This window comes from Pseudonocardia yunnanensis (genome assembly GCF_039534065.1).
GTDB lineage: Bacteria > Actinomycetota > Actinomycetes > Mycobacteriales > Pseudonocardiaceae > Pseudonocardia > Pseudonocardia yunnanensis.
Genome location: NZ_BAAAUS010000059.1, coordinates 13,086 through 38,984, shown reverse-complemented (window position 1 = coordinate 38,984; position 25,899 = coordinate 13,086). Strand labels below are relative to the sequence as shown.

20 protein-coding genes are annotated in these 25,899 nt (G+C 68.4%); 7 read left to right on the top strand and 13 right to left on the bottom strand.

The window, feature by feature from the left end:
• Positions 1 to 19: 19 nt before the first annotated feature.
• Entirely contained in the window at positions 20 to 187 is a 168-nt protein-coding gene (locus ABD743_RS39375; protein WP_344728985.1) for a hypothetical protein, read from the bottom strand.
• A gap of 83 nt (positions 188 to 270) precedes the next feature.
• On the bottom strand, positions 271 to 4,386 hold the full coding sequence (locus tag ABD743_RS39370; protein WP_344728983.1) for a trypsin-like peptidase domain-containing protein: 4,116 nt from the start codon (positions 4,384 to 4,386) through the stop codon (positions 271 to 273).
• 147 nt (positions 4,387 to 4,533) lie between these two features.
• On the opposite strand from ABD743_RS39370, the gene ABD743_RS39365 reads away from it, so the two are divergent.
• Positions 4,534 to 5,244 carry a class I SAM-dependent methyltransferase gene (locus ABD743_RS39365; RefSeq protein ID WP_344728981.1) on the top strand — a complete coding sequence of 237 codons (711 nt, stop codon included), beginning with the start codon at positions 4,534 to 4,536 and terminating at the stop codon, positions 5,242 to 5,244.
• Positions 5,245 to 5,296: 52 nt separating this feature from the next.
• On the opposite strand, the gene ABD743_RS39360 is transcribed toward ABD743_RS39365, so the two are convergent.
• Both ABD743_RS39360 and ABD743_RS39355 read right to left on the bottom strand, forming a co-directional pair.
• Positions 5,297 to 5,920 (bottom strand): DsbA family oxidoreductase, encoded by a 624-nt coding sequence (locus ABD743_RS39360; RefSeq protein WP_344728979.1) that lies wholly within the window; start codon positions 5,918 to 5,920, stop codon positions 5,297 to 5,299.
• Between the two features lie 74 nt (positions 5,921 to 5,994).
• The gene (locus ABD743_RS39355; RefSeq protein ID WP_344728977.1) at positions 5,995 to 6,822 is read right to left on the bottom strand and encodes an alpha/beta hydrolase fold domain-containing protein; all 828 of its coding nucleotides are present in this window, start codon (positions 6,820 to 6,822) and stop codon (positions 5,995 to 5,997) included.
• A 334-nt stretch (positions 6,823 to 7,156) separates the two neighbouring features.
• On the opposite strand from ABD743_RS39355, the gene ABD743_RS39350 reads away from it, so the two are divergent.
• Positions 7,157 to 7,825, top strand: coding sequence for a nitroreductase family protein (locus ABD743_RS39350; RefSeq protein ID WP_344728975.1), 669 nt, complete (start codon positions 7,157 to 7,159; stop codon positions 7,823 to 7,825).
• 46 nt (positions 7,826 to 7,871) lie between these two features.
• Here ABD743_RS39350 and ABD743_RS39345 read toward each other — a convergent pair whose 3' ends face one another.
• The 4 genes from ABD743_RS39345 to ABD743_RS39330 form a co-directional block, all read right to left on the bottom strand.
• Positions 7,872 to 9,509 (bottom strand): amidohydrolase, encoded by a 1,638-nt coding sequence (locus ABD743_RS39345; protein WP_344728973.1) that lies wholly within the window; start codon positions 9,507 to 9,509, stop codon positions 7,872 to 7,874.
• A gap of 88 nt (positions 9,510 to 9,597) precedes the next feature.
• Positions 9,598 to 10,542: a PDR/VanB family oxidoreductase gene (locus tag ABD743_RS39340; RefSeq protein WP_344729337.1), complete on the bottom strand. Its 945-nt coding sequence runs from the start codon at positions 10,540 to 10,542 to the stop codon at positions 9,598 to 9,600.
• Positions 10,543 to 10,560: 18 nt separating this feature from the next.
• Complete coding sequence (locus ABD743_RS39335) at positions 10,561 to 12,003, bottom strand: glutamine synthetase family protein (RefSeq protein WP_344728971.1); 1,443 nt, start codon at positions 12,001 to 12,003, stop codon at positions 10,561 to 10,563.
• Position 12,004: 1 nt separating this feature from the next.
• The gene (locus tag ABD743_RS39330; protein ID WP_344728969.1) at positions 12,005 to 13,426 is read right to left on the bottom strand and encodes a Rieske 2Fe-2S domain-containing protein; all 1,422 of its coding nucleotides are present in this window, start codon (positions 13,424 to 13,426) and stop codon (positions 12,005 to 12,007) included.
• A 154-nt stretch (positions 13,427 to 13,580) separates the two neighbouring features.
• Here ABD743_RS39330 and ABD743_RS39325 point away from each other — a divergent pair, with 154 nt between their 5' ends.
• The gene (locus ABD743_RS39325) at positions 13,581 to 14,378 is read left to right on the top strand and encodes an IclR family transcriptional regulator domain-containing protein (protein ID WP_344728967.1); all 798 of its coding nucleotides are present in this window, start codon (positions 13,581 to 13,583) and stop codon (positions 14,376 to 14,378) included.
• Positions 14,379 to 14,389: 11 nt separating this feature from the next.
• On the opposite strand, the gene ABD743_RS39320 is transcribed toward ABD743_RS39325, so the two are convergent.
• Positions 14,390 to 14,926, bottom strand: a complete 537-nt coding sequence (locus ABD743_RS39320; RefSeq protein WP_344728965.1) for a DUF4863 family protein — start codon at positions 14,924 to 14,926, stop codon at positions 14,390 to 14,392.
• A gap of 77 nt (positions 14,927 to 15,003) precedes the next feature.
• Positions 15,004 to 15,669 carry a nitroreductase family protein gene (locus ABD743_RS39315; RefSeq protein ID WP_344728963.1) on the bottom strand — a complete coding sequence of 222 codons (666 nt, stop codon included), beginning with the start codon at positions 15,667 to 15,669 and terminating at the stop codon, positions 15,004 to 15,006.
• Positions 15,670 to 16,193: 524 nt separating this feature from the next.
• On the opposite strand from ABD743_RS39315, the gene ABD743_RS39310 reads away from it, so the two are divergent.
• The gene (locus ABD743_RS39310) at positions 16,194 to 16,877 is read left to right on the top strand and encodes a GntR family transcriptional regulator (protein ID WP_344728961.1); all 684 of its coding nucleotides are present in this window, start codon (positions 16,194 to 16,196) and stop codon (positions 16,875 to 16,877) included.
• A 39-nt stretch (positions 16,878 to 16,916) separates the two neighbouring features.
• Here ABD743_RS39310 and ABD743_RS39305 read toward each other — a convergent pair whose 3' ends face one another.
• The 3 genes from ABD743_RS39305 to ABD743_RS39295 form a co-directional block, all read right to left on the bottom strand.
• Positions 16,917 to 17,411: an SRPBCC family protein gene (locus ABD743_RS39305; protein WP_344728960.1), complete on the bottom strand. Its 495-nt coding sequence runs from the start codon at positions 17,409 to 17,411 to the stop codon at positions 16,917 to 16,919.
• 149 nt (positions 17,412 to 17,560) lie between these two features.
• The gene (locus ABD743_RS39300) at positions 17,561 to 18,322 is read right to left on the bottom strand and encodes a methyltransferase domain-containing protein (RefSeq protein ID WP_344728958.1); all 762 of its coding nucleotides are present in this window, start codon (positions 18,320 to 18,322) and stop codon (positions 17,561 to 17,563) included.
• 22 nt (positions 18,323 to 18,344) lie between these two features.
• On the bottom strand, positions 18,345 to 19,178 hold the full coding sequence (locus ABD743_RS39295; protein ID WP_344728956.1) for a helix-turn-helix transcriptional regulator: 834 nt from the start codon (positions 19,176 to 19,178) through the stop codon (positions 18,345 to 18,347).
• Positions 19,179 to 19,839: 661 nt separating this feature from the next.
• On the opposite strand from ABD743_RS39295, the gene ABD743_RS39290 reads away from it, so the two are divergent.
• The 3 genes from ABD743_RS39290 to ABD743_RS39280 all read left to right on the top strand — a co-directional run bounded on the left by ABD743_RS39290 (position 19,840) and on the right by ABD743_RS39280 (position 25,476).
• Complete coding sequence (locus ABD743_RS39290; protein ID WP_344728954.1) at positions 19,840 to 20,523, top strand: GntR family transcriptional regulator; 684 nt, start codon at positions 19,840 to 19,842, stop codon at positions 20,521 to 20,523.
• A 550-nt stretch (positions 20,524 to 21,073) separates the two neighbouring features.
• On the top strand, positions 21,074 to 23,188 hold the full coding sequence (locus ABD743_RS39285; RefSeq protein WP_344728952.1) for a hydantoinase/oxoprolinase family protein: 2,115 nt from the start codon (positions 21,074 to 21,076) through the stop codon (positions 23,186 to 23,188).
• Positions 23,188 to 25,476, top strand: coding sequence for a hydantoinase B/oxoprolinase family protein (locus ABD743_RS39280; protein WP_344728950.1), 2,289 nt, complete (start codon positions 23,188 to 23,190; stop codon positions 25,474 to 25,476). The genes ABD743_RS39285 and ABD743_RS39280 overlap by 1 nt, the downstream gene beginning before the upstream one ends.
• Positions 25,477 to 25,899 lie beyond the last annotated feature (423 nt).

The window sequence follows — 25,899 nt, the reverse complement described above, 5'->3', positions numbered from 1 at the left end:
TAGGATGGCGATCCGCCTGTCACGGCTTGGAACCCATCCTCATGCGCGGTCGTGACGCCCGGCCGCGGCAGTGCCTGGACACTGCGACGTCCATCAGTACGTCGTTCTCCGTCTCCGCGATGCCCCACGGAGGCACCGCCATGGTGTTGTGGATCAGGACGCTGGCTCGGTAGCCGGAGAGCTGCATGGCGCGCCTCCTCTCGGGTGTGATCGGTTCCGCTGCAACCTACACGCAGGGTGCCGCACTGATGTTCACGACTTTGCAAAGAATTAAGTTGCGGGTTTCGGCTCGGCGTCCTCGAGCACTCCGACCCGGGCCGAGAGCCACGCCACCACGGCGTCGAACGCAGCGCGATCGAGCCACGCGACCACGGGCACGACCTCGATCCACGCATCCGAGGTGAGCAGTTCGGCGACCAATCTCCGCAGCCAGGTGTGCCGCTGATCAGCCGGGCCCGATGCGCCGCCCGCCGCCAGGACGGCGGCGGCCGAGCCTGCGAGCCGCCCCAGCGCCCCCGCCCGTTCGTCGGGATCGCCGACGAGTTCGAGGTCGGCCTCGGCGCGGCTCAGCAACGCCCCTGCCCGGTCCTCATCTCGCGTGGCGCCGGCAGCAGCGGCCAGCGCCCGCACCCGGCGCGCAGGATCAACGATCACGACGGCGACCTCGGCAGCCTGTTCGGCGCGGCCCGCCTCCGCGAGCATCTGTGCCCTCCGAGCGAGGACGCGGTCGCGCCGCCCTCCGTCGAGGAGTGGGAGAGCGTCCTCGAACTGTTTGTCGAGATCGTCGGCCCGAGCCTGATCCCCTGCATCGGCAGCAGCGATCGCCAGCTGGGCCAGCGCTCGCGCCCGCTGGCTCGGGTCGGCGATGTCGTCGAGGACGAGACCGGCCGCAGCGATCAAGCGCTCGGCATCTGCATCTGCACCGACTGCACGGAGCGCTCGGTAGAGCCGAATGAGCGCGACCGCGCGGGAGTACCGGTCGTTGGTCCGGTCCAGCCCCGCGGTCGCGGCCGAGGCCGCGTCGATCGCCTCTCGTCGCCTCCCGGCCGCGCTGTGCGCCGTGCAGACGCTCACCAGCACCCAACTGCGCCGCTCGGGTTCGGGCAAGGATCCGGCGATCTCCTCGGCAGTCGCGACGTCTCCCGACGCCGCACAGGCCTCGGCCACTCGCGTCAGTACCGTTCCGCGCTGCGTGAGGTCGGTGATCCGCTCCGCGAGCCGCCGTGCGGCTACACGGTCGCCCACGGCGGTGAGGCCCTCGGCCACCCGCGCCGCCAGCACCGCGAGCCGGCGCGGATCGCTCGTCCGGCGTGCCATGCGTTCCACCTCGGCGGCGTGGACGGACGCCCGCACGTCCCGGCCGGCCTCCGCGATGGCCGCCGCGACGTCAGCCAGCGCGTGCATCCGGTGCCGCCCAGCAGGAATCCGGCGGATCGTGGCCTCCGCCCGGTCCAACCGACCGTCGCGGGCGGCGATGACGGCGATCGAGGTGAGGGCCTTCGCCACCCGGTCAGGATCGGAGAGCCGTTCGATCACCGCGTCCGCTGCCCGGTGGTCGCCCGCCCCCGCCCGGGCCACCGCGAGACACATCGTGGCCCAATCTCGCTGGTCAGGGTCGGTGAGCTGGGTAGTGAGGTACTCGGCGTCGGCGTCGAGCGCTTCGGCGTCCTCGGCGCGGCCGCACCGTCGCAGGACACCACAGCTCTCGATCAGGACCTCGATGGCATCGCCCTGATGCGCGGCACCACGGGCGGCCTGCCGCAGTTCGGTGAGGAGTCGATGGAGCGCCGCATCGTCGCCGAGGTCGGCAGCGGCCCGCGTGAGCTGGGCGAGGAGCTGCACCCGCACCCCGGAGCGGCGCAAGTTCCGCGCGATGAGCTCGGCATCGTCGATTCGGCCCGCGGCGGCGAGTGCGGCAGCGAGCCCAGCCCACGCCCTGGTCCGTCGAGAAGCCGGCTGGATCTCGTCGAGGGTGGACTCTGCGAGGGAGACATCTCCGGCGGCGACAGCCGCAGTCGCCCTCGCGACACGGGCGTTCACGGCCTGCGGCGAGGCGGCGATCTGTGCGACGAGATCCGTTGCCCGCGCCGGGTCGGCGAATGCCACTGTGGATGCGATCCGGACGAGCGCGGCGTCGCGACGCTCCCCCGCGATCCGCCGGGCGATGCGCACCGCTCGCTCCACGTCGTGCGGGGCTGTCGCCACAGCGACGCCCGCGAGCGCCAAGTCCCGCTGTTCGGGATCGTCGATACCGGCGACGAGCTGCTCTGCCTGTGCGACATGACCGGTGGCCGCCGCGGCGACAGCCGCCCCGGCCAGGGCAGCGGCGCGCTTGCCGGGCCGTGGGATGCCGCGCGCCAGTGCCTCCGCGCGCGTGAACCGGCCGATCGAGGCCCACACCGCCGGCAGCCGCACCGGGATCTCCGTGTTACGGCGGACCAGCTCCTCCCGGCGCACGGCGAGGAGCACAGCGGCGACGAGGTCCGGGTTGTCCCCGCACCGGTTGACCGACTGGGCAAGGGCGATCTCGTCGAGCGCAAGCGCGTCACCACCGGTGATGTCCAGCATCCGGTCGTGGCGGTCCGCGTCGACGGCAAGCGCGGTGAGTCGTGCGGCGTCGCCGACCATCGCGAGCATTCGCGGGTAGTCGCGCAGCAGGTACAGCGGGGTGTCCTTCGGCCAGCTGTCGCGGCGGTAGTCGTCGGCCCATGCATGCACCCGTTGCCGGTAGCGGCTGAGCCGGGCGCCGAACTCGTGCTCGGCGATCTCTTGCAGCGTGCGGTGACCCAGGAGGTAGCCCCGCCTCTCGCCTGCGCTTCCTTCTGACCCGGCGAGCCGTTGCACCCGTGTCCCGACGGTGTGGCCGAACGTTCCACGCAGGAGCTCGTCGATCGCGAACGGGGAGGCGTTGGTGAGCTCCGCGAGATCGTCGCGACCGATGCCGCCACCGGACGCGGTGATCAAGCCCAGTAGATCCTCGGGCAGGGCGCCGGCACGGAGGCGTTCACGGAGCTCGCGTCGCGCGAAGACCTCGTCGTGGTGTGCGTGGGGCGACACTCGCAACGATCGCCGGTGACAGCGGTGCAGCGGGTGGTCCGCGGGCACGTCCAGCGGGAGCTGCCGGTCCGGCCTGCTGGTGACGACCACGCGCACACCGTCGGGCGGACGGCGAGGCAGCAGGGAGGCGATGCTCGCCTTGAGGGTCTCCGCGCTGGTGTCCTCGTCCAGCCCGTCGACGACGAGCACGAGTCGCCTGCCCATGTCACGGCAGCGCTTCGCTGCGCTTTCCAGCAACGGGAGCAGGTTGCGCCGCCGCGCCGCGGTGGTCGACGGGGCGCCCGGCGGTTGCCCCGACAGGAACGTCAGCTGCTCGGATGTCGCCTCGAGGAAGGCCTCGCTGTCCGACTGGCCGGCGAGCGCGGACGCCACGAAGAACGCGACCACGTCGACGTCCGGCGGTGGGTGCAGAGCGAACCACGCCATCAGGGCCGTCTTGCCTGCCCACGCCTCCGCCTGCCACCAGCCGTAGGACTCGTCGCCCGCGGCGAACGCCACCAGCTCGCCGAGTTCGGCCTCCCGTCCCAGCAGCCGTTCCGGTGCGATGTCATCGACCTGGTGGTGGTACGACGTCACGAGGTGATCCGGCACCGGCATGGCGTCGACGCGCGGCAGTTCCTGGGCCACCGACGGCAGGCCGAGAACAGCCACGAGCTCGATCACAGCCGGGTCGGAGTCTTCGGTCGCCCGCTGGACCAGGCGGTCGAGGCGGGTGGCGGCGAGCCGAGCGAGACCGTCGGACCGATGATGGTCGGTGACCACACCGATGATCCGGCCACCGGCCCACAGCGCCGCCCCGGACATGCCCTCCCAGGGCGAGACCGTCGGATCCGGATCCCGCTCAGGTGGCCGGACGGTCACCTCGAAGGTCCCCGAGCGGCGGTTCGACAGTGCCGCCACCGTGCCTGTGGCCTGGTGCGAGTCGCGGTAGACGCCCTGGGCGCCGGGCTGCTCGTATGCCTTGAGCTTGAACCGGGGGAACCCGACCGCATGAACCATGAGTTCGCTCGCCGAGTCGTCGACGTGACCGAAGCCGGGTGCGGTGAACGGGGATCTCGACGGCGGATCGATGACGATCGCTGCGACGTCGGACCGGGTGTCGACCACGACCCGCTGCGCCCACGTGCACCACTCTCCCGGCCGGTCGGCATCGAACCGGACGCAGACGGACTCGGCCCCGGACACGACGTGCGCTGCGGTCAGCACTGCGGATGCGCCGACCCGATAGCCCGATCCCCGCCGTGCCGCGCCGCCAGGCAGGGCGACGAGCACCTCCGCGATCTGGCGCGGATCAATGCCGATCACGTGCTCGGTGGGCTCGGCGCACACGAGATGAACTCCTCGCAACGGGACGCCCCGCAACCTACCGGCTACACCCGGTCAGGCAGAACGTTGTCTGTGCGCCGGCACGCGGTTCGCCTCACGCTTCTCTTTCGTTCTTGACCTGCACTGCGCTTCAACTTCTACGGTCGCCTCATGAGCCTGACCGAGGATGACCACAGCAAACCCGCCGGAGACATCACGCCGCAGAACGTTGCCGACGCGCCGACACCAGGCGGGACGACACCGCCGCGCCGCACCTTCGACGAGGCGTACCTGACCCACACCGCGCCGTGGGTGATCGGCGAGCCGCAACCGGCGATCGTCACGCTGGAACGCAGCGGAGGGATCCGCGGACGGGTGCTGGATCCCGGCTGCGGTACCGGCGAGCACACCATCCACCTCACGCGGCTCGGCTACGACGTCATCGGGATCGACTCCTCGGAACACGCGATCGAACAGGCCCGCGCCAACGCCGCCCAGCGGGGCGTCACCGCCCGCTTCGAGGTCGCCGACGCGCTGCAACTGGTACCTGATCAGGCCTACGACACGGCCGTCGACAGCGCGTTGTTCCACATCTTCGGTCCCGAGGAACGCACCCGATACGTGCGCAGTCTGCATCGCGCCTGCCGCCCGGATGCGCGAGTCCACGTCCTCGCGTTGTCCGACGCCGGTCCGGGCTTCGGGCCTCAGATCAGCCACACGGTGATCCGGGAGGCGTTCGGCGACGGATGGGTCCTGGAAGACCTGCACCCCAGCAGCTATCGCGGCGTCATCGTCCACGACACCCACGCCGCCGCCCTCGGCCGTCCCGTCGGCGACGTGGTCGACCTCCCCGCCTGGCTTGCCCGAGCGCGCCGGATCTGACGAGACAGGTCGATCGGCCAGGTCCGGTAGCTGAACCGCTTCTGGATCCGGCTCAGCGGATGAGCGTGGCGGCCCAGTCGTCGAACCACTGCCTGGGGCGCAGCCCTGAGATCCGCTGGCCGCCGGCGATCCAGGTGGGTGTGCCGACGACGGCGTTCTGGTGGGCGAGAACCTCCGACCGGGTCAGTGCGTCGTTCGCCTCCGTCGAAGCCAACGCGGCGCGAAGCGCGTTCGCGTCGCCTCCGGCCTGTTCAGCCAGACCGACGAGAAGGTCGAGGGACTCGATGTCCAGGCCGTCGGCAAAGTACGCGGCGAATACCGCCGCAGCGAACCGTTCGCCTACCTCGGGGTTGGTCTTGTGGAGCCACTCGAACGCGGCCAGCGCAGGGCGTGAGTACGGGATGCGGTCCGTCCAACGCAGCGGGAGGCCGGCGGCCTCGGCCTCACGCGCGAGGAATTCATAGGACGGGCCCGAGCGCGGTCCGGCCGGAGTGCCGCCGGGGCCGATCTCGGGATGGATCTGCAGCGAGTGCTCGACCACGTGGATCCCGTGCTCACGGAGTATCCGGTTGCGGTCCTGAGCGACGTAGCAATAGGGGCAGATGACGTCGAACCAGTGCTCGACGGCCACGACACGCGACGGTGGGTCGGTCACGGCTTCGGGAACGACGGACATTCCGTCTCCTCACACGAGGTAGATTCAATACAGTTACCATCTGTAACGAAATCGACGTTCGTGTTAGTCCCGAGTCAGCCCAGCACCGCTCGCAACCACGCGGCCGTAGCTGCGAGCGTGGCGGGGCTGTCGAACTCCGCGTCCTCGTGACCGGCACCGGCCAGGAGCTCGAAGCGGCAACGCACGCCGGCACGGCTGAGCGCGTCGTGCAGCGAGAGGCCCTCGGACGGAGGAACGATCCTGTCGCGGTCGCCGTGGGCGATCAGGAACGGCGGTGCCTGCGGGGATACCCGTGAGAGCAGGCTGAGTCCCCGGGCCCGCTCGGCCAGCTCCGCTGGATCGGTCGTGCCCAGCAGGTCCGCCTCGAAGCGGAACGGCAGGATCCGCGCCTCCAGCTCGCTGCGCGACGCCGACGTCTCCAGATCTGCCTGGCCGAACCAGTGCACCACGGCCTGCACCGCGCTGGACTGTTCGAGGTTTCCACCGACCTCGCCCTCCAGCGCGCTGTCACCTTCCGACAGAGCCAGCAGCGACCCCAGATACGCCCCCGCGGAAGCACCCCAGACGCCGAGCCGCTCGGTGGCCAGCCCGAGGCGCGCCCCATGGGTGCGCAGCCATCGGACGGCCCCCTTGAGGTCGTGCAGCTGCTGCGGGAACACCGCCTTCGGTGCCAGGCTGTAGTCGATCGAGACCACGGTCACGCCGTGGGCGGCGAGCGGCGCCAGCCGCTTGTCACCGTCAGCGCCCTTGTCTCCCCTGGTCCACCCGCCGCCGTGCACGTACACGACGACCGGTGCGCCCTGCTCGGCGGATCGGTAGATGTCGAGACACAGCCCCGCCCCATCGACGGTCGCGTAGGCCACATCCCGCTCGATCGTGATCGCACGCGCCCCACCGGTCATGTCGAATCCCCCCGCCGTGACATGTCGAAATCGTAGGACGTGGCGAACGCCGTGACCGGCGCACGGGTGGTGCGATCACCACCCTGGACTTTCATCGCGGACGCCCCTTTCGTTCCATGTGTTTTTTTCGCCGCCTTCCATCGCGGCGAGAATACGAAGAAGATTCCGAGACGGTTGTCGCCGCGCTCTGGCCGGCGATCGCAAAGACGATCGGCACACGGCGCTCCACGGGATAATCGTCGCGGGAGCCGGGTCCGTCCGGTCCATGCGGGCCTGCGTCCGCATCCGTATCGGCCGTTGCCCCTTCGGCCGCGAGCCGCGAGGAGCGTCGGCGATGGATGTTCACGAGGCGCTGTACACCACGCGGATGATGCGCCGTCTGCATCCCGATCCGATTCCGTTGGAGACCCAGGCCCGGATCCTCGACGCCGCGATCCGGGCGCCCAACGGTGGCAACACCCAGCGGTGGCATTTCCTCGCCGTCGACGATCCGGCCACGAAAGCCGAGCTCGCGGCCATCTACCGCAGCTCCCGAGCCCGGGAGTACGCCGACATCGCCGCCGGCGAGCTCGCGCAGCCGCTGCACGACCCGGAAGAGCACGCCGAGACGATGCGCCGGATCACGGCCTCCGGGGACTACTTCACCGACCACTTCGCCGAGATCCCCCTGCTGCTGTTCGTGTTCGCGATCGACGACCACGGTGGCGCGAACATCTACCCCGCCATCTGGAGCGCCCTGCTCGCAGCACGCGCGGAAGGGGTCGGCGGCACCATCACCACCGTGCTGCGCTACGAGGCGGAACGGGTGATGGACCTGCTCGAGGTGCCCACCGAGGCGGGCTGGCGCATGACCGCGATGCTCGCGCTGGGCTACCCGCGCGGACGCTGGGGGGTGGCCGCGAACCGGCGCCCCGTGCAGGAGGTCAGCAGCCGGAACCGCTGGGGTCAGGACTTCGGTGTCGACGTCCCGTTCCCGCTCTGGCCCGGCGAATCGTCCGACTGAGGTCGGCGTTCATGTCGCCGTTCGCTTCGTCGGGTCGTGACGAGCGCTATCTCTTGAAGACGACCCGTCCGCCGACGACGGTCCGGATCACCTCGATGTCCTTGATCTGTTCGACGTCGACCGACAGGTAGTCGTCGGAGAGCACGGCGAGGTCGGCGAGCTTGCCGGGCGAGATCGTGCCCTTCAGCGTCTCGTCGCGTGTGGCGAACGCCCCCGAAGCGGTGTAGGCGCGCAACGCTTCCTCGCGGGTCACCGCCTCGTCGGCGCCGTAGGTCACGCCGCGTATGTCCTTGCGGGTGACCGCGAGATAGAGGTTCGTGAAGGGGTTCAGGTCGTTCGTCGGGTAGTCCGTGCCCATCGAGACGTTGTCGATGCCCAGGACGTCGATCGCGGTGCGCATCGGGACGGCGCGGCTCGTCGTCTCGGCCCCGAGGAACTTCTCGATCGTCGCAGCCTTGTCCCACAGGAACGCCGGCTGCAGCTCCAGGCGCGCGCCGAGGGCCCGGGCGCGCTCGAGCTGGTCCCGCCGGGCGAGGCTGCCGTGGATCAGCGCGTATCTCCTGCCCACGAGCGAACGGACCCGGTCCGCGGCCTCGAAGGCGTCGAGGACGTAGTCGACGGCGCGGTCACCGACGCAGTGCACGCCGAGCCGCCAGTCGTACTCCTGAGCGGTCACCACCAGATCGGTGAGATGCTCGCGCGACAACGTGGCCGTCCCATGATGGTGCGGGCAGCCGGGATACTCCTCCCGCATCAGCGCGGAGCGCAGGCTCATGCCGCCGTCGACGACCAGTTTGATGCCGACGAGCTTCATCCACTCGTCACCGAACCAGGACGACACCCCGCTCCCGGAGATGGTTCTCGCCCACTCATCGATCGGCACCAACGGATCGGGGATCCACATCACGCCCATCCGTGCGGTCAACCGACCCGCGAGCATCAGCCGCTGGACCGCCCGGATGCCCGCCGAGGAGAGCCACGGCTCCAGAACGCTCGTGATGCCGAACCTGTTCGCGTGGGCGAGACCGGTGACGAACTGGTGTTCCAGCTGCTCGACCGACCAGCCCGGCATGCTGTCCGTGATCAGGTTGATCGCGCGTTCGTAGAGCACGCCCGTGTGCCGACCGGCGTCGTCACGGTCGATGATCCCGGCTTCGGGGTTTGGCGTGTCGTCGTCGATGCAGGCTTGCTCGAAAGCCGCTGAGTTGGCCATGGCGACGTGCCCCACGGTCGGGAGGAAGACCGGGTTGTGGGGTGCGGCCCTGTCCAGCTCGGCACGAGTCAGATAGCGCGACTCCGCGAGTTGTGCCAACGGGTGCCAGCCGCTTCCGGTCACCCACTCGCCCGGCTGCCGGGAATCGGCGAAGGAACGGACGGCCGCAAGCGCCTCGGCAACCGAACGGACGGCGGCGAGGTCGACGACAAGCCCGTCCTGACCTGCGCACTCGATGTGGCAATGGCTGTCGTTGAGGCCAGGTATCACGGTCGCGCCGCCGAGGTCGACGACCTCCGTGTCCGGCCCGGTGAGAGTGCGCGCGAGCGTGTCGCGGCCGACTGCCATGAACCGGCCGTCCTTGATCGCGACCGCGGTGGCCATGGGTGCGGCGGAATCGAGCGTGACGACGTGACCGTTCACGTAGACCGTGTCGGCCACGACGGCGGGTGAAGATGCGGCAGAGACCATGGACCATTCCTTCGCGTCAGTCATCGAGGTTCCGGCACCACGTCGTGCTGCTGTCGTGAGTGGTCAGTGCGGGATCCGTCCCCGAGGGTCAGAGATCGAGGACGAGCTTGCGGCCACAGGCGCGGCTCACGCAAGGCATGAACGTCCGCCCGGACGCTCGTTCCGCCTTCGAGAGCACGACGTCCCGATGGTCGGGTTCACCGTCGAGGACGCGGGTCTCGCAGGTGCCGCAGTAGCCCTCCTCACAGTCGGACTCGATCTCCACGCCCGCCTCACGGATCGCCTCCAGCAACGTCGTGTCCGGGGCTGCCACCACGGTCGTACCGGACCGGCGCAGTTCGAGCTCGACCTCCGCGCCGGCCTCGGCATCGGGCCGCGGGGTGGCGGCACCGAAATGCTCGCTCTCGCAGCGCACGCCCGCGCCGTCACAGATCTCGGTGACGCTCTCGATGAGACCCACCGGGCCGCAGCAGTAGACGACAGCGTCGGGTCCGAGCGCACCGACCAGCGCCTTGAGGTCCGGCCGCGATTCCTGCGTCGTGTCGACGAACCGGACCCGATCTCCGCCGACGGCCACGAGCTCGTGGCGGAACGCCATCGTCTCCTCCCCACGGCCGCAGTAGACCGCCGCCCACTCGGCGCCGCGTGAGGCGAGCGCCCGCGCCATCGGGACGAGCGGCGTGATCCCGATACCGCCGGCGATCAGTAGGTACTCGTCCGCGGTATCGAGCGGGAAATGGTTGCGCACCTCGGTCACGACCAACTCCCGGCCGACCAGCGCGGTGCCGTGGATCTCCGCCGAACCACCTCGTCCCGCGGCTTCGAGCCGCACTGCGATCTCGTAGTGCCTGCGGTCCTGCGGGTCTCCGCACAGCGAGTACTGACGGGGCAGCCCTGACGGCAGCCGGACGTCGATGTGCGCGCCGGGCTCCCAGGGCGGTAGTGGGCTGCCGTCCCGCGTGGACAGCCTGACCCCGACCACTCCCTCGGCTTCCCAGGTCACGCGCGTCACGCGCAGTTGCAGGCTCGTCATGTTCACCCGCTCCGGTCCTCAGTAGAGATCGAAGTACTCACGCTGTTCCCAGTCGGTGACCGTGCGCTCGAAGCGGGCGATCTCGGCTCGCTTGATCGCGGCGTAGTACGCGACGAACTGGTCCCCCATCGCCCTGGTCAGGCCCGTGTCCGCTTCGAGCGAGTCGACGGCCTCCCGCAGGTTCGCGGGCAACCGTGCCGCTTCGGTGGTGTACGGGTCGTCGGCCGACGGAGGCAGCGGCAGCGCGGCGTCGATGCCCTCCAGACCGGAATGGAGCTGGGAGGCCATGTACAGGTACGGATTGGCCGCGGACTCGCCGATCCGGTTCTCGAGGTGCGTGGTGCCGTCCTCGGCCGAGCCGACGAGCCGGATCATCGCGCCTCGGTTGTCACGCGCCCATGCGATCCGGTCGGGGGCCATCGAGTACGGCTGGAACCGCTTGTAGCCGTTGATCGTCGGGTTCGCGAACACGCACGCCGCGCCCGCGTGGGCGAGCTGACCCGCGATGAAGTGCCGGCCGACCGGCGATATCGGCCCCTCGCCGTCTCCCGGCACGAACATGTTGCGGCCGCCGTCCGCGCCCGCGCTGAGCAGACTCTGGTGCAGGTGCCAGCCACTCGACTTGCTGTCCGTGAGCTGCGGGCGGCACATGAAGGTGGCGTGGTAGCCGCTCCGCCGCGCCACCTGCTTGATCGTGCTGCGCAGGAGCACCATGGCGTCGGCCGATCCGAGCCCGGCGATCGGGTCGAGTGTGAGTTCGAGCTGGTTGGCGCCGTACTCCACCTCGATGCTGCGCAGCTCGATCCCCATCCGGTCCAGGACCTCGCGAATTCGCCGGGTGGCCGGCTCGACCTCGTCGCCGCGGTCGTCGCTGAGCAGTTGGTTGCCCTGGTTGATCGGCTCCACCGGCGTCGGATACGTGCACCTGCCGATGCCGTCGGCGTTCGGGGAGTACTCGGCCCGCCGGTAGAGGTGGAACTCGATCTCGAGACCGGTCAGGTAGCCGTACCCGGCGGCTCCGGCACGGTCGAGGGCCTTCTGCAGCACCCCTCGGCTGCAGAAGGGCACCTGCTCACCGTTCTGGAAGCGCAGGTCGCACAGCACCCGGCCGGTCCCGCCCGCCCACGGGACGAGATGGAAGGTCGTCGGGTCCGGAACCATCACGACGTCAGCGGCACCGGCCATCTCGGCGACCCCGAGTCCGCCGTCGGCGTTGAAGGCCGAGAAGACGGTGGTGCCGGACGTGTCCTTCGACAGCAGGGTCGACACGCAGCTGATGCCGCTCCGGAACACAGCAGCCAACCCGCTCGCGGGAATCGTCTTGCCGTGGAGCAACCCGTGCTGGTCCACGAACGACACACGGATGGACCGCAGGCCCTCGTCGTCGACCCTGGTGAGGACGGCACGAGCGGCCTCCTGCTGTTCCTCGGTCCACAGGTCGAACTTCTCGATGAATCCCACCTCAACCGGCCGAGCGGTCGTACGCGTCGGTCGATTGGGACCGGTCGGGCTCGACCTCCGACCCCGGAACACCGGCCGGCCCCGTCACGAGCGCCTCCCGCAGGCCGGACGCCCACGGGCTCGCCTTGCGCAGGTCGGCGATCGAACCTGCCCAGTACTGCTCCCACTCCCCCGTGGGCCCGATGCCGTCGAGCGGGATCGGGCCGCGGCTCTCGACGTCCGCGGTGTCCAGGAGCAGCGTCTCGGGGCTGCCGCCGTCGGCGACGGTGTCGATCGCCTGCAGGGCCATGCGCCGGTAGGTCACGATCGCCCGGTCGGACCGGCTGAGGTTCTCCCGGCTGCGGTCGTAGATGAAGCCCTGCCCCTCGACGGCCATCTGGTCGTGGACGTTGATGTCCCGACCGAGACCGGTATAGGTCTGCGTCCGCTGTTCCTCGTAGTCGAACCGGTACCTGTTCGCCCGGTTCCGCAGCGGCTTGTAGTCGGGCAGGGTGATGCCCTCGATGCGCTGGGCCCGCATGGTCGCCTTGTCCACCGGCTCGTCGAGGCTGGTGAACATCGCGTACCAGTAGCAGGACACGTCGTCGATCGGCACGTGCCACTGGGTGATCGCCATCGTCGCGCTCAGCGGGATCGTGATGCCGTGCGGGAAGACCTGGTGCGTGATCCGCACGTGGGTGGACGAGCCGTCGAGGCCCTCCTTGTCGAGCTTGCGCAACGCCACGATCCGCTGGCCGTACTCGGTACGCGCGTTGAGGATCTCCGGCCGGCCGTACTCACGGAGGATCTTGGTCATCGGTAGGTCGGTACCGAGCGAGGCGCCCCGGAACTGCTTGCCGTAGCTGTCGCCGGCGTCCTCGTCCTCTTCGAATCGGTGCAGATAGGAGGCGTGGGCGGGGTCGATGCCGACTTCCAGCGCCTGCAGCCAGTTGCAGTCGAGGTAACCCTTGAACGCGAAGGTGTACTCCTCCGGCGCGATGAAGCAGTCGAGCGAGGGCAGGTTCGGCGCCGCCCCATCGCCGAGGTAGGCCCACACGATCCCGTTGCACTCCCGCACCGGGTACGAGCGGATCCGCACCTTGCTCCTGAGCCGGCTGTCCTCCGGCTCGGCGGGCGTGTCCAGGCAGGAACCGCCCCCGTCGAAGAGCCAGCCATGGAAGTAGCAGCGAAGGCCGCCGTCCTCCAGTCGCCCCAGCGACAGGTCGGCACCGCGATGCGCGCACCGGCGGTCGATGAGGCCCGTCGTGCCGTCGTCGTTGCGGAACAGCACGAGGTCCTCGCCCAGCACCCGGACCGGCACGACGGGACGCTCCGTCTCCAGTTCCTCCGACAGCGCCACCGGCTGCCAGTACCGGCGCATCCAGTCACCGCCGGGGGTGCCGGGCCCGGTCTCGGTGATCTTCTGATTGTCCTCCGCGCGCATGACGACGTCTCCCCCAGAGCGCTTTGTGTTCAATTAACGAACACTCAGTCCTAATATGGGCACCCTAGGCAGCTCGGCTCGCTCGCCGCAAGGCTTCACCGGCCCATGCTGCTACCTTTCGATACAAGGTGTGCGTTAATCGAACGGAGTGCGAGTGGCCAAGCTCAACGCGCGGGACGAAGCCCGGCGGTCTGCCCGCGAGGTGGACGGCAACAACCGCGCGGACTATTCCGAAGCCCTCGAACGCGGCCTGCTGGTCCTGACCGCGTTCGACCACTCCGAGGAGCGGCTGACCCAGGCCCAGCTCGCCCGGAAGCTCGACCTGCCCCGGGCGACCGTGCGCCGGGCCCTCCTCACGCTGACCCACCTGGGCTACGTGATCCCCGACGACAGGTCCTACCGGTTGGGCCCCAAGGTCCTCACGCTCGCCACGGCGTACCTGACCACGAACCCGGTGAGCCACGTGCTGCAACCGGTATGCGACGGCCTCGCCGAGAAGTTCCAAGCGTCGTGCACCACCGCGGTGCTCGACGGGGCTTCGGCCGTGATGATCGCGCGGGCGTTGCCGCGACACACCCTGCCCATCGGCCAGGGGATCGGTTTCCAGGTGCCCGCCGCCCGGTCGGCGTTGGGCATGGTCCTGCTGAGCGGCCTCGACGAGGAGCGCCGCCACCGCCACCTCGTCACGCATTCAGGTCTCGGCGAGGAGGCAATGGCAGCGCTGGAGACGAAGATCGCGGAGGTGGCGACGGCAGGCCATGCGTATGTGGCGCACGACGTGGAGGCGGGGTTCCACTCCACCGCGGTGCCGCTGCGCCGCTGGGACGGAACCGTGATCGCGGCACTGAACGTCGGCACCAGCGTGGAGCGGATCTCCGAACCGGAGATGCACGAGCGCGTCCTGCCCGTGCTGCGGGAGACCGCCGACATGCTTCGGTCCCAGCTCGTGTGACTGGCCGGCCCTTACCCCGCGCCGCCCACGGGGACAGAGGCGTCTTCCGGCGGGGTGATGTCGTAGGAGATGCGTCCCGCGGGCAGGTAGAACAGCGCGATCACAGCTCCACCTTTGACCTCGGGGTAATGGTGGCTTCCGGGCTCGGGAGCCGTCCATCCCGCCCCTTGCCAACCGCGCGGCCCTCCGAGAAGGGCATCAGGGTCCAGCGGCACGACCATGTTGAGTTCGCCGTAGGGGTGCTGGTGGTATTGGCCGCGGTAGACAGGCACGCTGTCCATGTAGACCGCGGTGATGCTGAAGTAGCTCAGCTGCTCGCTCGGCTCGGCGAGGCGGCTGCGGCGGTAGTTGGGGCCGTCCACCTCGATGTTCGCAGCCCAACCTTCGGCGACGCCGGCTCTGATGATGCGGGCGAGGTCGTCCCACAGCTCCGTGCCGGGGCCGCGGTTCTCGTTCAGCCAGACTTCCAACTCCTCGCCCGCCGTGCGGTTCTTGATCTCGGCAAGGAACGGAATGCTGCGCTCTATGAGGCCGCGTGCGCTGTCCACTATGACGCTCCGATGATGGCGATGCGATGGGGGATGTCGAGGTGACACCCGCCCGCTGACTGGTCGAGATACGGAGATCAGCTGGTCTCACTGCCCCACAATGGGCGCGAAATCGTGACCCCGAAGGGTTGGCTCCAGCTGTTACGACTGGCCACCTCGTGCACCGGCCGTCGATTGGCGGCGACGCCCCACCGACCGAGCGGATATCCGAGTGCGAGCATGACGTTCATCGTCCATCCCTCCCCGCTGGGCACATCGAGCATCTCCGCGACTCTGGCCGCCTCATAGCGGAGCACGGTTGTGATCACGCCGCCGACGCCCTCTGCCCGAGCAGCGAGCAGCGTGCTCCAGATCGCCGGGAAGATGTTCGCCCCACCGTGGTCGTCGATCGAGAACACGAACAGGAGGAGAGGGATCTCCGCGAAGTGCTCGACGAAGTAGTCACCGGACTGCTTGATCTTCCGCATCGTCTCCGCGTGTTCCTCGGCGCTGTGGATCGGCGTGCCGAGCGCCCCCTCGGCGAAGTCGGCGTACTCCTTGCGACGGCATTTCTCGTACAGCTCGGAGAGCTCACCCTTGATCGCGGGATCGTCGACGGCGACGAAGTGCCACCGTTGGGTGTTGCCGCCGTTGGGTGCCCGGATCGCGGCGTCCAGAATGCGGGATTGAGTCTCGATCGGAATGGGGTCCGTCCGCATTCGCCGCATCATCCTGGTCGTGTACAGGGCTTCGTAGACGTCCATTCGGCCTCCCTGGGTCCGGGCTCGCTTCGACGCAGCTGTCGGCGGTCGCCCGGATAGTCGCTACCCCGCGGTTCGGGCCCGACCTGGGTCAGAAGCCTGTTGGTCTCCTGGCGCGACATGTCGCTCCCCCTCGCCGTCTGACGCGCGGTCTCGGCGGGGCGGTCCCACCCGACAGGATTGCCGGCAATATTGAAGGTTATCCTCTGTCACGGTGTCAAGCGTGGGCATGTCCGGCACTCGGTCAGGCTGTGGTGATCTGCGGGTCACCACCCGCCCAGCACCCGACATGGCCTTCGCGGATGCCACCGACCGCGAGGCCACAGCGAGCCGCGGGCCGACGGGACCCGTCGACCCTCGCCGGCTCCGGACGAACGCCGACGGCATCGATCCGGATTTCATTGCTCACGTCAGGGTGAGGGAGGGATTACCTCGAACGTCTGCAGACGAGCAAGTGTCCTCTACGATGTTTCAGGTTCGAACCGCAATTCTGTGACAGTCGGGCCCGCAACCGAGTGGAGAGAGCCGTGTCGACGAATGCTGCTGCCGACGAAGCGCAGCGGAGCCCGCAGCGCACAGCGCGCGGCGCTGTGGCAAGCAGCGTGGCTGCCATGATTCGCGATGCCATCATCACCGGCAAGCTGCTACCCGGCGAACAGGTTCGTCAACAGGAGTGGGCCGAAAAGGCGAGAGTAAGTCGACCCCCGATACGCGAGGCGCTGGAGGTCCTCGCGTTCGAGGGGCTACTGGAGCACTCCCCGCACCGGGGTTATTTCGTTGCACGGATCAGCCTTCACGAGATGCATCAGCTCTACTTGATGCGCATTCTCCTGGAAAGAGCCACCGCGGAAAGCGTGGTGTGGCCGTCGCACCTGCAGATGGCGGAGCTGTCCGAGCTGGCAGCCAAGGCGCGGGCGGCGAAGGGGCGCCACGACCACGCAGCTCACAGGGAGTTCGTCGAGCAGTTCCTCATAGCGGTGCACCGCCTCTCCTCCAATCAGCTCATCGTGCAGGCCGTGATCGACCTCTGGGCTCGGACGTCCGTGTATCGGGCGCTCGCCTTCGGTGCCGTGGAGCACGGTCAGATAGGAGATGGCGTCCTGGACGCCATTTTGAAGGCGCTTCACAAGAACGACCGGAACGCACTGTGTGAGGAGCTGCTTCGGCCGACCGTCGACACTCATGACTACATCGGGCGTGCAATGCAGTAGTTCTTCCGGATGGGTGCCGCACGCCCCCGCCGGCAGCCGTCAGTGCGCGCGTCGGCCGAACTTGCCCGCCACCGCATAACTGGTGTCGGTCACCGTCCCGGTCTCCATCAGCTGCCTCAGCCTGTTCAGGTTCGCGGCCACTTCCTTGTCCGGGAATTTTCTGATCACGGCGAGCGCCGCGCGCCCCAATCCACCGAGAGGGGCCTTCATCACTTCACGAACCTCTGCCTCGCCGGCCTGCGGTCCCGGACTGAAGTGGATTTCCCAGTAGGTCGTCAGTAGGGGCAGGCTGACGGTCTCATAACGAATCAGCTCGTTGGTGCGCTCCTCGGTGACTCTCACCGTCCATGCGAGCCGAACACCGAGGGGGCCTTGTATCGTCCACCGAGAATCCGTCGAATCCACCTGCTCGACGGCCATGACGTCCCCCAGAAAACGAGGCAGGTTCCGGAAATCCCGATAGAACCCGAAGACCTCCTCGCGTGGCCTGCGGATCACCACGCTCGCCTCGATCATCTTCTCCTTCGCCGCCATGGATCACCCCTCTCAGACATCGCCATCGCAACATCCGGAATGGCCGCATCTGCAGGCCGGAACCCCGAGTGCCCGGCGAACCCTGCCTATACCCACCCGTGCCCGGTAGCAACCCCTCGGCGACCGAACGCGTGACCGGGACGCGGAGGTCAGGCAACCGTCGCCAGGAACAGGTACCGGTCGATGCTTTGCAGGTAGTCGCCCTCGTCGCTGCGCGCGCGCAGGTCGGCGAGCCACGTTTCGGCGTCGGCCTCGGTCAGACCCTGCTGCCCGTCAGCGAACCGGGCCGTCGTGCCGGCGCTGTATGAATCCGCCGTCATCTGCGAGTTGAACATCACATGCACCCGCTGCTCCGTGACGCGGAATCCGGCGCGGCGCAACAGCCCGCGCAGCGTCCGCGGCAGACGCGGATGCACGAGATGCTCCTCCCACGCCGCCAGAACGCGCTCGTCCAACTCCCGATCGGTGGTGTGCCACACCGGCGAATCCGCATCCGTGTCGAGGATCAACGCCCGCCCACCGGGCCGCAGAACCCGCCGCAGCTCACCGAGCGCCACCGCGAGATCGGCGACGTACTCATGGACCTGGGTCGACACCGCTGCGTCGAACACACCGTCGGGATAGGGCAACGCGACCGCATCACCGTCGTCGATACGAACCCACGGCATGCCATCCGTGCGAGTGGCGGCCAGCGCGTTCATCGCCGGAGACGGATCCACACCATGCGCCGCACCCGTCGGACCCACCGCCTCGGCGATCGCCTCAAGCAGACAGCCCGGTCCGGACCCGATGTCGAGCACACGCTCTCCCGGTTGCGGCGCGAGCATTGACAACAGCCGTTCCCGTTGAGCTACGACATCAGGATTCGCATACGTTTGTTCGGTACGTCGGACACTGTTCTCGTCGATCACAACATCACCCACCGTCGTCGGATTACCGGTCGAAGCAGCGGCACAGTTGACGTATCAATTCGCGGGTTTCGGGAGTTTCCGGCGTGTAGATCACCACGTGCATGGCGGGCGGATCAGAGAACCGGGCGCGGTGGCGCTCGAGGTGCAGATCGCCGATGGGGTGACGAATCAGGCGCTTGGTGGGAATGGATCCGATGACGTCGTGCCTGTCCCAAGCGGCGCGGAACGCGGGACTGACGTCGAGAAGCTTCCCGGCCAGATCAGCAAGCGGTGGATCGGCCAGGCGGGGTCCGGCGTCGGCCCGGAACTCGGCGAGGAAATGCTGAGCCGCGATTTCCCAGTCGGGCAGCATCGCGCGCACAGAGGGATCGGTGAAGATGAGCCACAGGAGGTTCCGCTCTTCCTCGGCAACAGTCGCCACGTTCGGGTACAGCGCCGCAAATGCGGTGGTCCAGTGGACGATCTGCCAGTCCGCGGCGATCACGTAGGCCGGCAGGTCCGTCAGGTGATCCAGCAGCCGCAGCACCGGCTCCGGTGAGGTCTGCGCGATCACATCCCCCGCAGGCTGGGGGGCCGAGTATCCGGCCAACGAGAGCAGATACGAATGTTCGACAGCTGAGAGACGAAAGACGGTGGCGATCGCGTCGAGCACGTGGCGAGACGGCTGGCGGCCCCGTCCCTGTTCCAGCCAGGCGTACCAGGTGACGCTGACCCCGGACAGGGCCGCGACCTCCTCCCGCCGCAGTCCCTCACCTCTCCCCGCGACCGGGCGCAGGCCCAGGTCGGCACGGACCAACTGCCGGCGTCGCGCCTTGAGGAAGTCACCCAGCTGTCGACGTCGAGCCTCGGCGCTCACGCCGCCCCAGCCGGTAGATGTGGGACCTCGGCCACCGCGTTCTCTCCCCCGCGCGTGGTCGCAGTCAGCAGCGAGGTGATGATTCTTGTGAAGCAAGACGCCCATTCGGGCCCCAACTCCGTGAGAAGCCTGGCGCCCCCGTCGCTCAGCAAGCTCGCTGCCCTCACCCGTCTCGTGATCGATCTCGGGAGATTGATCGTTCTCCCGATTGCCGACAATATTGAAGGCACTCTTTGACGCCGGTGTCAAGCGATGACCCGTGCTGACGTCGGTTCGATTGTGCGCTTCGCCAGTCAATGGGGTAATTTGCCCCGAAAATTGCGATTTCGATCACTGGCGCCACGGGCTCCCCCTCGGTGATCGACGCGCATGGCCCCGCTCGCGGCCCGGACAGGGTGCCGGACGTCATCCGCGCGTGGCCGACTGAGTGAACGTGGTCGGGCTGATTTCAGAGGCGTCGGAGGTAAAGGCGATCCGCTGCCCGCTCCTCCTTTTCCCAAGGTTCCAGCGATCCGGTCGTGACGGTAAACGCGTCGACAAGATGCACACCTTGTATCGTCAGATGTTGTTTGCCGTACACTGGGTTTGTCGGCCCAGCGCTCCCGATATCCTCCCCCTGTATCCTGTAGCGGTAGGTTTCCGGCAGAGAGCGGAGGGAGCTGTGTCGACGAACGCTGCGGCCGGCGACGTGGAGCGCAGCCCAGATCGTGCGATGCGACGGATGGCGTCCAGCACGGTGGCCGCCATGATTCGCGATGCGATCATCAAGGGCGAGTTGTCGCCAGGCGAGCAGGTTCGCCAACAGGAGTGGGCGGAAAAGGCGCAGGTAAGTCGCCCGCCCATCCGGGAAGCCCTGGAGGTGCTCACATCCGAGGGGCTATTGGACCACTCTCTCAATCGAGGCTATTTCGTCGCCAGGATCAGTATCAACGAAATGCGTCAACTCTACTTGATGCGAAGACTGCTGGAAAAGGAGACTGCAGCGACCGCCGCCTGGCCGTCGGACGCCGAGATGGCAGAGCTCTCCGACCTGGCGGATAGAGCAAGGGCCGCGGATGCAAGGTCGGATCGTGCCGAGCACATGGAGTTGATAGAACAGTTTCTCTTGACGGTCCACCGCCTCTCGCCCGATCAGCTCATCGTGCAGGCGGTCGTCGATCTCTGGGCACGAACGTCCGCATATCGCGCACTTTCCTTCACCGCCGTGAAGATCAGCCAGATGGACGACAACATTCTCGCGGGCGTGCTGAGGGCGCTACGGGAGAATGATCGAGCAGCTCTCTGCGAACAGTTGCTACGGCCGACCGTCACCGCCTACGAGTACATCGAGCGATCGATCCGTTAGATCAGAGCCTCGGGGTGGGCGCCGAACGCCAGTTCTCATACGGCCTCCTCTCCGCTCGCACCCGACCGCTGGTCGCCGCCGTTCAGCAAGTGTCGAGAATTCCCTGCCATTGCATGACTGTCAAGACGGTGACGCCGTCCAGGCCGGCGGCGCGCACGGACAGCAGATGTCAATCGGACGAATAGGCCGAGCGACCCATCCATCGATTCAGCGCCGAGTGGCAGACATAGCCTTCTTGGTGATTTCTCGGGTCGATCGAGGCGGAGAAGTTTCCACCAGCAGCGGATAATGCCATCCTCTTTCCTGCCCGTGCGGTCGACATGTCGATGGTTCTCGATCGCAGACTTGTCGATGGAGAGCCACGTGGCTACCCTCGATACAGATCCACCGTCGGCGTAGCACGAAGACGTGGGCCCGCGGTCCGCAATGTATTGCGCGCCAGGCCATGTTGCCGGCGTCGAGTCGCTGAAGTGATGCGGCGAACGGGCGTTTCCTACCGCTGCTGAGCAAGTCGTTCGAACAGGTGGCGCGTCCGGTTTCCTGGCGCGACGTGAATCCAGGAGTGTTGGTCATCTATTTCATCGGTGTGGACATCGGCGGCACCTTCACAGACTGCGTACTGGTCGACCGGGGGGGCGCCCAGCGCACGGCGAAGGCCTTGTCCACTAAGGACGATCCGGTCTCGGGTGTGATGGCGGCGCTCGCGCGATTGGCCGAGGTCACGGGCGTCGATCTACCGACTCTCCTGGCTCGGACGAGCCGGTTCGGACACGGCACGACCATCGGTACCAACGCGGTGCTCCAGCGCCAGGGCGCGCGGGTCGGGTTGGTCGCAACGGCCGGTCACAGCGATGCGTTGACGATGATGCGCGGCTCGGGACGGGTCGCGGGCCGTTCCATCGAAGAGGTCTTCTCGGTGCACGGCAGCAGGCTTCCGGGGCCGATCACGGTGCCCGGTGCGGTGCTCGAGGTGCACGAGCGGATCGACGCGTCGGGTGCGGTCGTCGTCGCACTCGACACCGAGACAGCGGTCGAGGACATCAGACGGTTGATCGCCGAGCACCGGCTGGATTCGGTCGCGATCGCGCTGCTGTGGTCGTTCGCCAACCCCGAGCACGAGCAGGCTCTCGCGGAGGCGATCGCTGCCGTCGCGCCCGATGTGTTCGTGTCCAGTTCCGCTGTGGTCTCGCCGCGACTGGGTGAGTACGAGCGCACGGTGGCGACGGTGATGAACGGATACGTCGGGCCGGCGTGCTCGCGGTACCTGGGCCGGCTCGCTGAGCGGCTCGGTGAGGCCGGGATGGCCGAACCGTTGCTCGTCATGCAGTCCCACGGAGGGGTGTTGCCGGCCGCGGCTGCGGCTGCCACTCCGCTGGGCACCATCGACTCGGGGCCGGCAGGCGGCCTGGCCGGGGTCGCGGGACTGGCGCGGACCTATCGCCACGACCGGGTCGTGGCCACCGACATGGGCGGCACCTCGTTCGACATCGGCCTGGTCATCGACGGTAAGCCGGTGATGGCGCAGGAGAACGTGATCGACCAGTACACCTACCGGCTGCCGCACCTGGACGTTCGGAGCGTCGCCTGCGGCGGTGGCACTCTCGCCTGGTTCGACGAGGCGACAGGTGGGCTTCGGGTCGGTCCGCAGAGCGCGGGCTCGGAGCCCGGGCCTGCCTGCTACGGCCGCGGGGGTACCCGGCCGACCGTCACCGACGCCGATGTCGTGCTCGGCCTCCTGCGCCCCGAGGCGTTCCTCGACGGCCGGATGCCGCTCGACCGTGACGCCGCGGTCGCAGCGATCGGCGGTCTCGCCACCCAGCTCGGGCTGCCGCTGGAGGACACCGCGGCGGGGATCCTGCGGGTCAACAACATGCGTGCGGCGGCCATGATCCGGCAGCAGACTCTCGAGAACGGGCACGATCCGCGGGACTACGTCCTCTACGCCTACGGCGGTGCCGGGCCGGTGCACGCGTTCGGCTTCGCCGCCGAGTCCGAGGTGCGCGAGGTGGTGATTCCACTCGGCGACGGGGCCTCGACGCTGTCGGCCTACGGGATCACGTCGAGTGACGTCGTGATCTATCGGGAGTTGGAGCGCGGGCTGCTCGCACCGTTCGAGGGCGAGCGGGCCGAGGTGCTCGCGGCGGCAGTGGCCGAGGTCGACGTGGCCGCCCGAGCCGATCTGAAGGCGGCCGGGATCGACGCCGGGGACGCCGTCGTGGAGGTCGACGCCTTGATGCGCTTCCGTGAGCAGCTCATGCACAGCCTGGAGATCCCCGTCTCGCGGCCCGGACCGGACGTCGGGACGCGCCTGCTGGCCGACTTCGACGCCGAGTACGTCCGTCGCTACGGCTCGGGCGGCACGGCGATGTTCCAGGGCATCGAGGTCTTCGCCTTCCGTGCGCGGGCCTCGGTCGCGGCCGCAATCCCGACGCCCACAGCCACCGTCGGCCGGTCGTCGGCGCCCGCGTCGACGGACGTCTACTGGCCGGGCCGGGGATGGACGGCCACCGACGTCCATCGCGGGATTCCGGCGGGAACGGTCACCGGGCCCGCGCTCGTCGAGCTCGCGCACACGACCATTGCGGTGCCGCCGGGCGCATCACTTGCCACCGGCGGCCGCAGCGAGCTCCGGCTCCAGCTGTCCACGTCGACGGGGGCGACCTGATGAACGCACTGCCTGATGCGCCAACGATCGCGTGGGACGGTGTGCAGCGCGGATACGTTCCGGGCGCGACACTGGACGTTCCCTCGTCGCTGCGTCTGCACTCCGCGTCGTCCGACGAGGTCGACGCGGTGACGTTCGAGGTCATCCGATACTCGCTGATGAACATCAACCTGGAGCACGGCCGGACGCTGCAGCGGCTGTGCGTCTCGCCGGTCACGATGATCACGCGCGACTTCCAGCCGTCGATCACCACGCAGGAGGGGGATCTGGTCTTCCTCGGCCCCTACCTGCAGTACTTCTCCAACTCCCAGTCGCTGACGATCAAGTGGATCCTGGAGCACCGGGCGGAGGACCCGGGCATCGAGCCCGGGGACATGTTCCTGTCGAACGACCCGTTCGTCGGTTCGCCTCACCAGCCCGACGCCGTGGTGGCCGCCCCGGTGTTCGTGGGCGACGAGCTGTTCTGCTGGGTGTCGAACGTGCTGCACCACACCGACGTAGGGGGCTCGGTGATGGGCAGCTTCTGCGTCGACGCGACCGACATGTTCCTCGACCCACCCGCGTTCCCGCCGTTCAAGCTGGTCAGCCGGGGCGCTGTTCGCACGGATCTGGAGCAGGTGTTCCTGCGTCAGTCGCGCGTGCCGACCAACGTCCACATGGACCTGCGCGCGGCGATCTCGGCGAACCTCGTCGCCGCCGACAAGATCACGAAACTGGTGGAGCGCTACGGCGCCGACGTCGTCAAGTCGGTGATGAACCGGGTTCTCGACGCCGGGGAACGGACCATCGCCGAACGGCTGCGCAAGGTCCCCGACGGGATCTGGAGCCATCGGCTCTACGCCGAGGCCGCGCACACCGGCGACGACGCCACGTACGTCTACCGGATGACGCTCCGCAAGACCGGCGAGCATCTCTACGTCGACAACCGCGGTACCGACCCGCAGGCCGGCTCGATCAACGTCGCCTATGCAGGGTTCGTCGGCGCTTTCCTCGCGGCCCTGACGGCGTCGCTCACCGCCGATCTGGCCGGGGCCTACGGCGGTGTGTATCGGCGTGTCCATTTCGACCCGGTACCCGGCACGCTGTCGTGCGCGGACTTCCCGGCGGCGGTGAGTCCGGCCGGCATCTACACCATGGAAACGCTGATCAGCCTCTCCAGCACGGTGATCGGCAAGATGCTGGCCTGCGCCGAGCCGGAGATCGCCGCGCTGGCGATCGGCCCTGCCCATCCGGCCTTCTACGGCCTGATCACCGGTGGAGCGACCGCAGACGGCTCGCCCTTCATCGCGACGAACGCGGACAACATGATCGGGTCACTGGCTGCCTCACCGGCGGGTGACGGCGTCGATTTCGGTGGCCATTTCTGGATTCCCGAAGGGACGGCGAGCAACATCGAGGAACTCGAGTTGCTCTGGCCGATGCTCTTCCTCTACCGGCGAGCCCTCCCGGGTGGCGCTGCCGGGGCGGGTCGCCACCGCGGCGGCCGCGGCCTCGTCGAGTCCGGGATCCCGTGGAGAGTCCCTGGACTCGTTGCTGCGGTCTACGTCGACGAGTCCTTCCCCAAGGCAGTCGGCGGGTTCGGTGCCAACCCCGGCTCGGTCGGGCGTTTCCGGCTCAAACACGGCTCCGACGTCCGCACGACCATGCGGGCAGGCCACATCCCGACGGACTTCGACGCGATCGCGGGAGCCGACGCCGCGATCGAGGCCAAAGGTCCCGCGCTGCAGGTCGCCGACGACGGCGTCTGGGAGTGGACGAGCGCCAACGCGCCCGGCTTCGGAGACCCGTTGGCGCGGGAGCCGCACCTGGTCGCCGCCGACATCGCCGCGGGCTCGCTGCCCGCCTCGGCCGCCGACCGCGTCTACGGGGTCGTCCTCGACACAGCCGGCCGGGTCGACCAGTCGGCCACCTCCGCGCGACGCGACGCGTTGCTCGCTGCCCGCCTCGCCACGGCGACCGTTCCGGACCGGATCGAGACCGCGCCCGAGGATGCGCCCCTGCGCCCGCTCGGGGGCGAACTCGCGATATCCGAGCATGACGGCGAGCACCCACAGTTCGTCACCGTCACCGGCCGGGCGCTGCTCGGCCCGACCACTGCCAATTACAAGGAACGGTGCGCCGTGCTCGAGCGGCCGATCCGGGAACTCGGACCCGAATTCGCAACCCGAGAAGGCCGTGCCGGGTGGGCGATCCGCTACCGCGAGTACCTCTGCCCGGTCACCGGCCGGCGCATCGACACCGAGGTCTTGCGCGAGGGAGACGAGCCACTGCACGACATCGCCTTGTGATCCCGCCATCATCGGCGATTCCTGCCACGATCCGCGAGAGATCATGGTTCTCGGGCGATCTCCACGTGGAGCCACGGCGTCCGATGAAGCAGACGACGTCGTAATCTGCGGGCTCGATCGCATTTCCCCCGGTCACGACCTCCAGTTCGGCCTCGATTCCCGGATCTGCCACGCGGGCCGCGTTGCGCGGACGGTCGAACCCATCCTCCGGTCGGCCGCCTCCGCGGAGGCTGGTGACGTCGACAGTCCAGCCCTCGGTAATGAGCGCACGCCGGAGAGCGGCGCCGCCGTGGAGGGTGTCGTCGAGAACTGCACGGTGGGTCAGCACCAGTAGCGCCCTGTTAGGAGCGTGCTGTGCATTCACGATGTTTGTCCTTATCGAATCCTGCAGACCGATACTGATGACGGGCCGACTGATCGCGT